General features: G+C 44.4%; 15 protein-coding genes. 3 read left to right on the top strand and 12 right to left on the bottom strand.

The features are described 5' to 3' along the window. Nucleotides 1–138 precede the first annotated feature (138 nt). From flgJ to flgB, 9 genes are all read right to left on the bottom strand, one after another. The gene (flgJ, locus tag ACY3ZI_RS07710) at nucleotides 139–1,119 is read right to left on the bottom strand and encodes a flagellar assembly peptidoglycan hydrolase FlgJ (RefSeq protein ID WP_211885222.1); all 981 of its coding nucleotides are present in this window, start codon (nucleotides 1,117–1,119) and stop codon (nucleotides 139–141) included. Further along, entirely contained in the window at nucleotides 1,119–2,234 is a 1,116-nt protein-coding gene (locus ACY3ZI_RS07705) for a flagellar basal body P-ring protein FlgI (protein ID WP_036951445.1), read from the bottom strand. The genes flgJ and ACY3ZI_RS07705 overlap by 1 nt, the downstream gene beginning before the upstream one ends. A 35-nt stretch (nucleotides 2,235–2,269) precedes the next feature. Continuing rightward, on the bottom strand, nucleotides 2,270–3,004 hold the full coding sequence (locus ACY3ZI_RS07700; protein ID WP_154604439.1) for a flagellar basal body L-ring protein FlgH: 735 nt from the start codon (nucleotides 3,002–3,004) through the stop codon (nucleotides 2,270–2,272). An 80-nt stretch (nucleotides 3,005–3,084) separates the two neighbouring features. Further along, nucleotides 3,085–3,867, bottom strand: a complete 783-nt coding sequence (gene flgG, locus ACY3ZI_RS07695; protein ID WP_211885218.1) for a flagellar basal-body rod protein FlgG — start codon at nucleotides 3,865–3,867, stop codon at nucleotides 3,085–3,087. A gap of 47 nt (nucleotides 3,868–3,914) precedes the next feature. Continuing rightward, nucleotides 3,915–4,670 carry a flagellar basal body rod protein FlgF gene (locus tag ACY3ZI_RS07690; RefSeq protein ID WP_211885216.1) on the bottom strand — a complete coding sequence of 252 codons (756 nt, stop codon included), beginning with the start codon at nucleotides 4,668–4,670 and terminating at the stop codon, nucleotides 3,915–3,917. A 15-nt stretch (nucleotides 4,671–4,685) separates the two neighbouring features. Then, nucleotides 4,686–5,954: a flagellar hook protein FlgE gene (gene flgE / locus ACY3ZI_RS07685; protein ID WP_036951452.1), complete on the bottom strand. Its 1,269-nt coding sequence runs from the start codon at nucleotides 5,952–5,954 to the stop codon at nucleotides 4,686–4,688. A 45-nt stretch (nucleotides 5,955–5,999) separates the two neighbouring features. Further along, nucleotides 6,000–6,866 (bottom strand): flagellar hook assembly protein FlgD, encoded by an 867-nt coding sequence (locus tag ACY3ZI_RS07680; RefSeq protein WP_211885214.1) that lies wholly within the window; start codon nucleotides 6,864–6,866, stop codon nucleotides 6,000–6,002. Nucleotides 6,867–6,878: 12 nt separating this feature from the next. Then, the gene (gene flgC, locus ACY3ZI_RS07675; RefSeq protein WP_487376852.1) at nucleotides 6,879–7,283 is read right to left on the bottom strand and encodes a flagellar basal body rod protein FlgC; all 405 of its coding nucleotides are present in this window, start codon (nucleotides 7,281–7,283) and stop codon (nucleotides 6,879–6,881) included. A 5-nt stretch (nucleotides 7,284–7,288) separates the two neighbouring features. Beyond that, the gene (gene flgB / locus ACY3ZI_RS07670) at nucleotides 7,289–7,702 is read right to left on the bottom strand and encodes a flagellar basal body rod protein FlgB (protein WP_006657508.1); all 414 of its coding nucleotides are present in this window, start codon (nucleotides 7,700–7,702) and stop codon (nucleotides 7,289–7,291) included. A gap of 240 nt (nucleotides 7,703–7,942) precedes the next feature. Between flgB and flgA the strand changes: the two genes are divergently transcribed. The 3 genes from flgA (at nucleotide 7,943) to ACY3ZI_RS07655 (ending at nucleotide 9,615) form a co-directional block, all read left to right on the top strand. Further along, complete coding sequence (gene flgA / locus ACY3ZI_RS07665; protein ID WP_487376849.1) at nucleotides 7,943–8,614, top strand: flagellar basal body P-ring formation chaperone FlgA; 672 nt, start codon at nucleotides 7,943–7,945, stop codon at nucleotides 8,612–8,614. A gap of 246 nt (nucleotides 8,615–8,860) precedes the next feature. Continuing rightward, entirely contained in the window at nucleotides 8,861–9,163 is a 303-nt protein-coding gene (gene flgM / locus ACY3ZI_RS07660) for a flagellar biosynthesis anti-sigma factor FlgM (RefSeq protein ID WP_036951464.1), read from the top strand. An 11-nt stretch (nucleotides 9,164–9,174) separates the two neighbouring features. Continuing rightward, nucleotides 9,175–9,615: a flagella synthesis protein FlgN gene (locus ACY3ZI_RS07655; protein ID WP_211885210.1), complete on the top strand. Its 441-nt coding sequence runs from the start codon at nucleotides 9,175–9,177 to the stop codon at nucleotides 9,613–9,615. A gap of 97 nt (nucleotides 9,616–9,712) precedes the next feature. Here ACY3ZI_RS07655 and ACY3ZI_RS07650 read toward each other — a convergent pair whose 3' ends face one another. The 3 genes from ACY3ZI_RS07650 to flhB all read right to left on the bottom strand — a co-directional run bounded on the left by ACY3ZI_RS07650 (nucleotide 9,713) and on the right by flhB (nucleotide 13,348). Next, the gene (locus ACY3ZI_RS07650) at nucleotides 9,713–9,850 is read right to left on the bottom strand and encodes a hypothetical protein (protein ID WP_211885208.1); all 138 of its coding nucleotides are present in this window, start codon (nucleotides 9,848–9,850) and stop codon (nucleotides 9,713–9,715) included. A 257-nt stretch (nucleotides 9,851–10,107) separates the two neighbouring features. Beyond that, entirely contained in the window at nucleotides 10,108–12,204 is a 2,097-nt protein-coding gene (gene flhA / locus ACY3ZI_RS07645; protein ID WP_211885206.1) for a flagellar biosynthesis protein FlhA, read from the bottom strand. Further along, nucleotides 12,197–13,348, bottom strand: a complete 1,152-nt coding sequence (flhB, locus tag ACY3ZI_RS07640) for a flagellar biosynthesis protein FlhB (RefSeq protein WP_036951475.1) — start codon at nucleotides 13,346–13,348, stop codon at nucleotides 12,197–12,199. The genes flhA and flhB overlap by 8 nt, the downstream gene beginning before the upstream one ends. Nucleotides 13,349–13,485: the final 137 nt, after the last annotated feature.

Here is a 13,485-nt window from a genome sequence, read left to right as displayed (position 1 = left end):
AGCTTTTCCTATTCTTGGGACTGAGCGCTTTGATTGGCTGACTCAATCTCAGCGCTAGCCACTCAAAATTTTTCACTTATTTATTTATCGGAAAATTGGCGCAAATGTTTAGCGCAAACTTTGATTTATTGCGATGCTTTAAAAGATATCGTTTAAGTCGATGTTATAAGCTTGAATCGCCCGTGACGCCGAGGTATTCACCACACTGCCTGAACCACGAATCTGGTTAATTAACGTGATCAGTTTGTCTGAATATCCAGGGTCGGTCGCATACCCCGCTTTATGAAGTCGACGTGCGGCAATTTCAGGGGTTGCGGCGTGTTTAACGTCTTTATAGCGAGGATTCTCCGTTAACAGGCTGATGTAGTCGGAAATCGCCTCTTCATAGGAACCATAAACACGAAAATCATCGCGCATTTTGATAGTTTTGCCGTTGATCACTTCCGTGGTCATAATATTCGTGACCGGTCCTTGCCAATTTTTACCCGCTTTAATACCGAATAAGTTATGGCTGGTTTTGCCTTCCGCCGTCAAAATTTCGCGTTTTCCCCAACCGCTTTCTAATGCCGCTTGCGCCAGAATTAAGAAATGAGAAATACCGCTTTTTTCACTGGCATTTTTAGCAGGCTCAATCAATTGATTGATGAAATTGCTGCTATTGAGTGACAAGGATTTGATTTGCTTAAATGGCGATGCCAGTGCATCCCCCATGGCAGGAGCGAATCGTCGTACCATTTGCTCTAAAGCAAACGGCGGTAACGATTGTAGATCCTGCTCATTGAGTGGCATAAAAGCGCCTTGTGCAGGTGAGCTTGGCGATTGATCTCGGGTCAGTTGCTGATACATCATTTCCCCGAAACCAAGCCCTTTTTGGGCAAGGTCTTGGGCAATTTGTTGGTCATACATGCTGGTCATCATGCGCGTTTGGTCGCTGGAAAACATGCCATCCTGCGGTAATGCTGAACGCATACTTTTGAGCATCATTTCCACAAATGTCGCTTCCAGTTGCTGCGTCACTTGACGCAGCCCTTGTTCTGGCGATTTGTTTAATTCGCCTTTTAAACTGGTCAGCGACTGGACATCATACGCAGCCCCTTGTAATAACTGCATATCGCTCATTAGATAATCTCCAATTTCGCACGTAAGCAGCCAGCACTTTCCATCGCTTGCAGAATAGACATCAAGTCTGTTGGCGTTGCTCCTAACGTATTGAGCGCTTGGATAACTTGGTTAAGTTGAACGCTTGCATTCACTTTTTGTAGCGCCCCACCTTGCTCTTTCACGCCAATATTGGTGTTACGAGTAACCACCGTTTGTCCACCAGCAAATGGCGTATTCGGTTGGTTAACTTGGGTTTGACGGTCAACCGTCACGGCTAAGCTACCATGCGCGACCGCGCAACTGTCTAAGGTGACACTGCGGTTGATCACTACTGAGCCGGTGCGTGAATTCAAGATAACTTTGGCTTCTGCCATCGGTGTACGTACGTTCAGCTCTTGAACTCGTGATAAAAAGCGGACTTGGTCCGTGTTATTTGCAGGAACGAGTAATTGAACAGTTCGTGAATCTAATGCGCGTGCTGAACCCATTCCACCCAGACGGTTAATCGCATCTGAAATGTCTTGCGCTAATGCGAAACTGTCTTCGTTAAGTTGCAGGTTGATAGCACCACTTTGCCCAAAGCTACTGGCCAGTTCACGCTCAATCGTTGCACCATCCGTAATACGCCCACCATTAAGCTGATTGACTTTTACACTGCTTCCACCCGCGCTAGCCCCTGCGCCGCCCACTAAAACGTTACCTTGCGCCATCGCGTAAATTTGCCCATCAACCCCTTTTAATGGGGTCATCAACAAGGTACCACCACGTAAGCTTTTTGCGTTACCCATCGAGGAAACAACAACATCCACCGATTGACCAGAGCGACCAAATGGCGGCATCTTCGCCGTGACCATAACTGCAGCAACGTTTTTCAGCTGCATGTTGGTGCCTGGAGGAACGGTAATCCCCATTTGGGACAACATGTTATTTAAGCTTTGAGTGGTAAATGGCGTTTGCATGGTTTGGTCACCCGTTCCATCCAATCCGACCACTAAACCATAACCAATTAATGGGTTATCTCTCACCCCTTGTACCGTGGTGAGATCTTTAATTCGTTCGCTGTAGGCAGGAGCAACAAATAGGCTCCCGAAAAGGCAAACAAATGAAATGAGAACGAATAATTTGTTTTTCATTGATTTTTCTCGGCTATTAGCTGACGGATATTCACTTAGTAAGGGGATACATTTAAGAAGAAACGCTGTAACCACCCCATTGTTTGGGATTCGTTAATATAGCCATCACCAACGTATTCAATCCGAGCATCAGCCACTTGCGTGGAACTTACATTGTTATCTGCGCCAATCGTGCGCGGGTTCACCACGCCGGAGAAACGAATAGATTCCGTTCCCTGATTAATCGCAATGCGTTTTTCACCCACGACATGCAAATTGCCATTTGCTAATAACTGGTCAACGGTCACTGTAATTGTGCCTTTAAAGGTATTGTTGGCATTTGCGCCACCTTTACCGTTAAAATCGCTGTTTCCCTTCACATCAATTTCTGTGTTGCTACCGCCTAACCAACCTTGCATAAATCCAGGCAGAATCGCTGCCAAAAATCCGGTTTTTCCGCTACGGTTTGCATTTGCCGACGAGTTTTTACTCGCACTCACGTTCTCTTGTAGGTTGATCGTTAAGATGTCGCCAACGTTACGAGGTCTTCTGTCTTCAAATAGCGGCTGGTAACCGTAGTAAGCAGGTTGAGCACTTTGAAAAATAGCACCGTTAGGAGCAGGTGCTGTGGGTGCAGTCGGTACTGCACTGGTTTGTGTGTCCACCAGCGGGCGTGGCTTAATATGTGCACAGCCATTTAATGTGACCGCCACTGCCGCAACCAAACAGACGGATTTTGTGGTCTGTAACACTGTTTTTTTCCGCTTAGGAACAATACCGTTTTCAATCATCATGCGACTCTTTTGCTACTGGATACCTTTGTCATCACGAAAGGCAGTTCACGATGTTATTCATGAACTGCCATCCTTACTTACAGCTGTGTCAGACGTTGCAGCATTTGGTCTGATGCAGAAACTGCCTTGCTGTTAATTTCGTATGCACGTTGAGTTTGGATCATGTTCACCAACTCTTCGGCAACGTTAACGTTTGAAGTTTCTAACATGCCTTGATACAGCAACCCTGCACCGTTGGTGCCCGGAGCACTCTCATTCGGTGCACCTGAACTTGCGGTTTCCATGTACAGGTTTTCACCCATGCTTTCTAAGCCAGCATCGTTAATAAAGGTGGTTAACGTAATTTGACCGATTTGCTGTGGTTGGTTATCCCCATATACAGTGACAGAAACCGTACCATCACGGGCAATACTCAAGCTGTTGGCGTTTTCTGGGATCATAATCGCCGGAACAACTTGGTAACCGCTTGATGTCACTAACTGGCCATCTTGGTTACGCTGCAAAGCACCATCACGGGTGTAAGCATCGGTACCATCTGGCATCTGAACGTGTAAAAAGCCTTGGCCTTTAATGGCGATATCTGTCGTTGTACCGGTTTTGTTCAAGTTACCTTGGCTATGAATACGCACTGTCGCCACTGGGCGCGCACCGGTACCCATTTGTAAACCTGATGGTAATGAGGTTTGTTCTGAACTCATCGCACCTGGTTGACGGATATTTTGGTACATTAAGTCTTCAAATACCGCACGTTGGCGTTTAAAACCATTGGTGCTGACGTTTGCCAAGTTGTTGGAAATTACGTCTAGGTTAGTTTGTTGAGCATCAAGCCCTGTTTTTGCAATCCATAAAGAGCGGATCATAGTCATTCCTTACTAACATTTGCCGACTAGCGGCTAGCTGTTAGTGATTAACTGATAGTAAGTAGTTGATTGGCACGCTGCGCATTTTCGTCTGCGCTGTGGATCACTTTCATTTGCATTTCAAAATGGCGAGCATTAGCAATCATGGAGACCATGGCTTCAGCGGCATTGACGTTACTGCCCTCAATTGCCCCGGAAGTCACAACAGCACGTTCACTCATCGGTAATCCGTTACCATTCGCCGCTTGCGCCTGAGGAGACAAATGGAATAACCCATCTTCGCCACGAACTAAGTCTTGCGGCTGCGCTTCAACCACCTTGAGACGACCAATCTGTCCCAACATGGTTGGCGGATCGGTTGCTAGCAAAGCCGTAATGGTGCCATCATTACCAATGGTTAATTCCGCGTTAGGTGGCACATTGATAGCCCCACCATCCCCTTGCAACACGCGCTCACCAATCATTAATTCACCGTCTGGCGAAATTTGAATGTTACCGTTGCGGGTATACGCTTCCGTGCCATCGCCTAAAGCGACTGCCAAAAAGTGTTTATCATTCAACGCAACATCCATTGGTCTACCGGTATAGTTCAGTTGACCTTGGCTCATATCCGCACCGGGTGTTGATGCGACAACTAGCGTACGCGTCTGCTCGGTATCACCGTGAATAGGCACCGCGCGCATCGCTGACAGCTGGGCTTTAAAGCCTGCTGTTGAAACGTTCGCAATGTTATTCGAAACAATACTTTGATTTTCAAGCGCATGACGCGCCCCGCCCATTGCGGTATAAATGACATGATCCATCGCCAGCCTCTAGGATTAACGTAAGTTAACCAGTGTTTGTAACATCTGGTCTTGGGTCTTAATGGTTTGGGCATTGGACTGATAGTTACGCTGCATAACGATCATGCTGATCAGTTCTTGGCTCATATCTACGTTGGACGATTCCAGTGCACCACTGGTCAACTTACCGAATTGACCTACACCCGGAACGCCATCCATTGGGTTACCAGAAGCATTTGATGCCGCCCAAACGTTACCACCTTGGGAAACTAAACCGTTCGGGTTAGCAAATGCAGATAACGCAATTTGACCCACGACGCGTTTTTGTTGGTTGGAGTAGTTAGCAACAATCAGACCGTTATCTTCGATTTTGAAGGTGGTGTATTCACCGGCTGGGTAGCCGTTCACATCGATAGCACTGACTGAAGATTCGCTCACTTTTTGTTGACGAGTTTTGCCCAAATCGACTTGTAGAGTACCATCATTCGCACCATTTAAGCCTTTGAATGGGAAAGCAAACGTTGTTGGTAATTGAACCGTAGTATCTGGGTCACCAGGGTTTGGACCTTTGACTACTTTTTCAGTCATTAGCTTACCGTTACCGTCAAATTCTAGCTCCCCCAGCTTTTCAGCTTTGGTTTCACTAGAATCTTTAGCGTATGCACTCCATTTGTTATCTGCATCCTTCACAAAATAAACAGAAATTTCATGGGTGTTACCTTGGCTGTCATAAGCTGTCATGGTCGTGCTGAAGTTATATGTCGCGATATCATCAGGCTTGTTTGGATCAAAAGGCTTATCTTTAACTTTATCTTCTGAGTTCAGGTTGATGGTTAACTTAGCTAAATCAGATTGCTTCGCATCCATCATATCCGTTGGGATATTCATCCCAGCCGGAACACCGCCGCTTTGCACAGTGATGTTACCTTTCTCATCCACGCTTGCCGGATACCCAGTCACTACCATGCCTTGGTTGTTGACTAAGTTACCGCTTTTATCACGCAAGAATTGACCGTCACGGCTGTAATAAACATCACCGTTTTGGTCTTGAACGCGGAAAAACCCGTTACCGGAAATCGCAACGTCGGTTGCTCTATCAGTACGGGTAATTGGACCATCTTTGAAGTTTTGAGTGACCGCTGCGACGTTCACACCTAGCCCAACACCGGAGCCGGCAAACATATCAGCAAACGAGGTTGTTGCCCCTTTAAAACCGTTAGTTGCGGAGTTGGCAATATTGTTACCAATCGAGTCTAGCCCCGCTGATGCTGCATTTAAGCCACTGACTGCTTGTGAAAAAGACATATTTTCTCCATGAATATTTGGGGAATAAAAGTTTGGGGAATAAAATTAAGATGCGGGATACACTTTAAAGATGCTGCTTAGTGGCACACTTTGCCCTATTCCAACATCCAGTAATGGTGCATCTGAGCCAGGTGTGACACCATTGACACGGGTATAACCGAGTTTGGTGACCTCAATTTCAGACCCCATCCTGACGGCTTTCACATCAAAGAAATATTTCCCTTTCGGATCGGCAACCACATTGCCGTTGTTATCGCGACCATCCCATGCCATATCGTAAATATCGGGTTTCACTTCTGAGTCATAGGTGATAGTGCGGATTACGGTGCGGTTTTTGTCTCGAATGGTAATTTCAACGCTATCGGCCATCTTCGGTAGGAAGAAACCAAATGGCGATGAAATGTAATCAGTTTGCGGCTCTTCAGTACCTTCTCCGCCTTCATTACCTTCTGTTGCGCCAAAATTACTGAGCCCAAAATTAGATGGGCTGTTGGCGCTAATCACATCATCAGGTAACGGGTTAGCTGGCTTAGCCACATTGCTATTTTCGCCATTACTCTCTTTTTTCAGTGGCGCAAGCACAATTTCATTGCGCGGGATAAGTACCCCTTTGCCCACTAATTGTGTCGCCTGTAATGACTGTCCAGACCCAATTTGCTGCGAAATTCCGGTGACGCTATCGCTGAGTTTATTCATACTCTCAAGCGTGGCTATCTGTGCCAGTTGCCCCGTTAAATCCGCGTTATCCATTGGTTTGGTCGGATCTTGGTTTTTCATCTGCGTGACAATCATGGTTAAAAATGTGTCACGCATATCATCACTTTGACTTTTCTTTGGAATGTTACTGGTTGCAGCTGCAGGCCCAGCAACTGTGTTATCCAAAGAATCATTCATTGATGCAGAAATTCCCATTACGCGCCTCCCTTACTGACCTAGCGTTAAGGTTTTCTGTAGCAATGTTTTTGCGGTATTCATGACTTCTAAGTTGGCTTGATAGCTACGCGATGCGGAGATGGTGTTGATCATTTCACCTACGGTATCGACGTTAGGCATCTTCACATAGCCTTTATCATCTGCAAGAGGATGACCGGGCTTGTATTCCATACGCGGAGGAGCAGGATCTTCGATTAATTCACTCACACGAACGCCACCGACTTGATTGCGACCTTGTGGCGCCATTTGAAAAACCACTTGCTTCGCGCGGTACGGTTCACCATCAGGACCCACCACACTTTCTGCGTTCGCCATGTTACTCGCGCTAACGTTTAAACGCTGAGATTGCGCGGTTAATGCAGAAGAGGAGATATCAAAAATACTGAGTAGACCCATAACCCTTACCCTTGTTGTAGAACGGCCAACATACTTTTGACTTGGCTATTGATGAATGTAAGATCGGCTTGATATTTCAATGTGTTATCAGCAAATTGGCTGCGTTCAACATCCATATCAACCGTATTTCCATCCATTGAAGTTTGATAAGGCACACGATATTTCAGATCCAATGCAGCAGGCTTCATATCATGTCCTTCAATATGCCCTTTGGCTGTCACTGCTAGTGAAATACCCTTTCCTTTCACCACGCCTTTATCCATCGCTTGTTGTAATTGACGATTAAAATCAATATCACGTGCTTGATAACCAGGGGTATCCGCATTCGCGATGTTAGAAGCCAAAACAGTCTGTCTTGCTTCTCTTATGGACAAAGCCCGTTGCTGAAAAGCAAAGGTGGCATCTAATTTATCAATCATGATTTCCTCAATGGATTTAAGTTAATTCCTAATCGATTTAGACGAAAATTAAGAATTTTTTAATTGCAGTTTTTATAAACGCAAAGTTTGAATATAGAAATTCGATGCTCATATTAGCTGGCAGATAAAAAATCTAATGGCGAGATAAAGGCAAAATAATTGACCTATTTGCCTCATTCATTATTGACGATGTAGGTAAACTTCAAGGGTGAAAAGGTATGGGATGAAAAAGGAAATGGGATGATGAAAACTGTTTTTTCAATTAAATATATTTTAATTATCAGTATATTAAATCTATTTTCTTTTTCTGTGCAAGCATCTCTCCCACAAGATATTGACGAGTATTTCCGTAAAATTCATGGAAAGCAAAATAGCGTTTCAATTGAAATAAAAACCCCAATTGATAAATGGCCAAATTGTGATAAGCCGCAAATTGGCTTACCAAGTGGGGGTCGTAATATGGGAAATATCTCACTTCCTGTGCAATGCGATAAGAAAAAACAGTATTTACAGCTGACGGTGAATGTCACTGGGCAATATTATGTTGCCACCCGTAATATTCAACGGGGAGAAACCATTGAATTTGTGGATATTGGCACCAAAAGAGGGCTTATTCACCAATTGCCATCTGGGGCATCTACCGACAAGATGGCGCTGCGTGGCACGTTAGCCCTTCGCAATATTACCGCAGGGCAGACGTTTACTAGCTCAATGGTTAGGCGCCCTTGGGCTATTAAGGCGGGTCAAACCGTGTATGTATTTGCTACTGGCAATAACTTTTCCATTAAATATGAAGGTCGAGCCATTAATAATGCCGCCATGGGTGAAAATATTCGAGTTCGACTTATCAATGGGCAAGTGGTTAATGGTGAAGCTCAAGAAAATGGCAGTGTTCAAGTAGCGCTTAACTAACTTAATTTAAAATTAAATCATCAAGTTATAGCGTGATAATTTTCTGTTTTTGAAGTGAATTACAGGTATAATTTTTGCAATTCGTCTGAAGTAGTTAAACATGCAGTTAATTATCAGGATTTATATCGCGACTTAAGTGAAATTACCTATCTCATTGGTAATTTGAAAGCTAACCGAATATTAAAGGTTCATTAATATCTGCCGATAACCTTCTATATCAAAAATATCGGGAACAGGAAAAATACTATGGCTATTGAGCAAACATCTGCAATCTCTGCCTTGACTCAGGTAACCACTCGCGATCCACAAGAAACCGCAGCGCTGGTTCGTGAGAAAAAAGTCTCCGCAAATGAAGCCGTTAAAGAAAGCTCTTTTGCACCGAGTGAGTTACAAAAGAAATTACTTCAACCTCAAGCTTCTGATATTGATGTCGCTAAAGTTGAAAAAATCAAACAAGCCATCAAAGACGGTACGTTAACCATGGATGCAGGTAAAATCGCTGATGGCATTTTACGTGATGCCCATGAATGCATGCTTTCTATGAAATAAACTGAACGACTATGAACGACGAATTATTACTACTATTAGAACAGCAGCTTGGTCATTTGCAATCACTGGAAATTGTGATGAAGAATGAAGAGTTATTACTGGGTTACCATCGTGTGCCACCTTCTCCATTTCAGGAAACGACGGAGCAAAAACGTTTTTTAGTTGCCGCTATCAGTCATGGTGAGAATCACCGTTTACAACTGGAAGTGCAAGCAAAAATCGTTGCACCTTATGAAGGTAACCCAGTGCTCAACCATACTTGGAATACGATTAAAGACCTAACGACCCAACTAAAAGATTTAAATTATCGTAATCACCAAATGCTTCAACTGCATATTGAGCTGAATGCACAACGTCTAAATTTTGTGAAAAAGCATAATAATCAGTCAACTTACGGTGCCGATGGCTTAGAATCTAAACGCCCTGCGTTAGGAAAGAAAATTTCAATTTAGATTTCTGACTAAACCTATTTTCCTCACCCCTATTTTTATCTGGTTAAATGATCAGAGCCTTTTGATTTATTAAATTTAGCCTTTTGGTTTATTAAATTTAGCCTTTTGGTCGATTAGATTTCACCTTTTTTGCTTTTATTCTTGCCTCAATACGTTTCACAACCTCTCCATCTGTAACCCCGATTTTTTCTAGCCCTCTAGCAAATTCCAATAATTCCTTCAATGTGTCTGCCATGTTCTTTACACCATGATTATGTATAAGGTATCGATGCACATTAATGATTAATATCTAGCATTTTTGGGCTCATGTTAGTGAGATTTGATCCCGTTCGCAGCGTTCGGTTTAAAGTCTGCAAAGACCTTAACTGTACTTTTGTATAAAACTAACGCACGAAAAAATAGGCAGTGGGTGAGGAGTTATGACACTCATCTCACTACACTGCCTATTGTGATGCTTATTTGCGTTTCGTTAACTTGAAATCAATCGGCTGTTTATGACCCACTGATCATCGATGTCATTCTAATCTTACGGTGATCTGTCATTTCTAAATTGGACATCACCACTAATTGCGGCAAACTACGACGCAGGAAGCGGGATAAAATCAGCCTCAGGGCATGATTCACTAACAATACGGTTGGCGCCCCCATCGCTTCTTGATGCCCCACTGCTTCTTCAGCTTGAGTTTGAATAAACTGGGCTAAGTTTGGCTCTAAGCCACCGCCATTCTTTGCGGCTTGTAGCAGGATTTGCTCTAACTTCGCATCCAACCCAATCACTTGGATCTCTTCAGCGCTACCAAACCATTGCTGGGTAATGGCTCGTCCTAAAGCAATACGTACCTGAGAGGTAAGGTAATCAGTGTCTTTTTGTTCACCATTTTCACCTGCCATTTCAGCCAGCGTTTCAATAATGGTGCGCATGTCGCGGATCACCACATCTTCCATGAGTAGGTTTTGTAAAACGCGGTGTAAGATGGTCAGTGAAATGGTGTCAGGGATCAAATCATCCGCCAGTTTTGGCATCTCTTTTTTCACTCGGTCATACAACATTTGGGCTTCTTGGCGACCGAACAGAGTACTCGAGTATTGCAGTAAAATTTGGTTAAAGTGCGTTGCTACCGCGGTACTTGCAGAAACGACGGTATAACCTTGGATTTGCGCTTGTTCACGTAAATCGTCATCGATCCATATTGCAGGCAGACCAAACGCAGGTTCTTTAGTCATATCTCCTTGTAAAGTTCCCGCCGCATTACCCGGATCAATCGCTAAGTTACGTCCAGGTTGAGCTTCTCCGCGCCCCACCTCAGCCCCTTTGATAAGAATGCGATATTCACATGGGGATAACTCTAAGTTGTCGCAAATATGTACCACCGGAGGTAAGTATCCAACTTCCTGAGCAAATTTCTTACGTAACCCACGAAGTCGACCCAATAGCTCCCCTTGTTGATCGTTATCAACCAACGGAATTAAGCGATAACCGACTTCCATTGCCAGTAAATCTTCTAACTGCACATCATCCCATGTTGCTTCGACCACTTTATTGGCTTCTTGGAAATGTTGCGCTTGGCTATCATCCATCACTTTTTCTGGGTTACGTGAGCGTTTTACCAGATACCAGCCTAATGCAGCCAATGCCGCAGTAAACAGTAGGAAAACAAAGTTAGGCATCCCTGGAATAAGACCAATCAACCCTAACACCCCAGCACTGAGCCACATCACGCGCGGATTATTAAATAGTTGAGTGACCATCTGCTCACCGACATCTTCATCGGTTGCAACGCGAGTGACGATAACCCCCGCTGCCGTTGAAATGATCAATGCTGGAATTTGGGCAACTAGACCATCACCAATGGTTAATAAGGTATAAGCACTGGTTGCATCACCGAGGGTCATATGGTGCTGGCCCACACCGATAATCAGACCACCGATGACGTTTATCACCATGATCATAATTCCGGCGACGGCATCACCACGGACGAATTTACTCGCACCGTCCATTGAACCGTAAAAATCGGCTTCTTGAGTGACTTCTGCTCGGCGTTTTTTCGCTTCATCATCATTAATGATACCGGCGTTTAAGTCGGCATCGATAGCCATTTGCTTACCAGGCATACCATCAAGCACAAAGCGAGCACCCACTTCGGCGATACGCCCCGCACCCTTGGTGATAACCATAAAGTTAATCAGAACCAAGATAATGAAAACAACGATACCAATGGCAAAGTTACCGCCAACCAGGAAGTGACCAAAAGCTTCGACAACACGCCCAGCGGCATCAGGCCCAGTATGACCATCCAGCAAAATAATACGCGTTGAAGCGATATTCAAAGATAGGCGCAATAAGGTTGCGAACAGCAAAATGGTGGGAAATGCGGCAAAATCCAATGTCCGTTTGGTGAACATCGCCACAAGCAGAACCATAATGGACAGAGCAATGTTAAAGGTGAACAACAAATCAAGCAAAAATGCCGGTAATGGTAAAACCATCATCGACAGAATCAGTAATATCAGCACGGGTCCAGCGAGGATTTGCCACTGAGTTCCTTGTAAGTTTTTCGGCAATTTTAAAAGTGCAGCCAAATTAGCCATCGCGATTGTTATCTCCAGCAAAATCCAGCGTCGGTGGCACTGGTAAATTCTTCGGTTTCTTTGGTTTCAGGCCACCTTCACGACGCCAACGGCGTAATTGGTAAACCCATGCTAAAACTTCTGCTACCGCTGCATACAGCGCAACAGGGATACTTTGTCCAATCTCCGCATGACGGTATAACGCACGCGCGAGCGGTGGAGCTTCAAGTTGTAAAATGCGGTGCTCTGCACCAATTTCTTTAATACGTTGAGCAATAACTCCTGCGCCTTTTGCCAAAACTTTCGGCGCCCCCATTTTTTTATCGTCATATTTTAGGGCGACAGCGTAGTGAGTCGGGTTAGTAACAATCACATCCGCACTGGGGACATCTGCCATCATTCGGTTACGCGCAATCGCTCGTTGTTGCTGACGAATTTTGGCTTTAATGTGCGGATCACCCTCTTGCTGCTTAAATTCGTCTTTAATTTCTTGGCGGCTCATCCGTAACTTTTTCAAGTGGGAACGAAATTGATAAAACACATCAAATGCCACCATCGGGATTAAGAGAAAGACAATTAAATAACCTGCAAAAATTACCTTCTCTAGTGCATTCGCTAATGCCGTTGTCGGTGGTTCCATCACCAAATGGAGTAGTGAAGGCCAACTTTGCCAGAGGAAAATGGATGCTCCTAACCCCACAAACAGTGATTTTAATATCGCCTTAAACAATTCAGATAAGGCATTCATAGAGAAAATTCGTTTTAATCCTTTGATTGGATTTAATTTTTTCAAATCAAACTTAATCAATTTGCTATTAAATAACAGCCCACCCACCAGTGACGAAGCAGAGATCCCCACCAGCGCTAACCCCCCGATAATTGGGAGTAGAGCAAATAACGCCTCACTAACCACCCTCCCCAAATAACTGAGCATTAACCCTGTGTTTTGCAGGTAATGCCCGTCAAAGATAAATCCTTGGCGCATGATTTGTCGTAGCTGGTTTGCCAAATGCCCGCCACTTAACCACAGCAAACTGACTCCAGCCAACATCATCATGAGGGAGCTTAATTCTTTGGAGCGAACAATTTGCCCATCATCTTTCGCTTTCTGCTTTTTATGGGGCGTGGGTTCTTCTGTTTTTTCTACATCACTTTCGTCGGACACGTGACTTCCAAAAAATTAGCCTATACGCATAGTCGCTATAGCATGACAGAGTGTAAAAAAATCAATGGTGGAAAATAGACGTAGTTCGCAGGGGTTTTTTGGCTATTGAGCAATATGGCAACAACTTTGCGAAGCGC

It is taken from the genome of Providencia sp. LY12 (genome assembly GCF_057621555.1).
The sequence above is the reverse complement of the archived record's forward strand: the minus strand, read 5'-3'. Positions and strand labels throughout refer to the sequence as shown.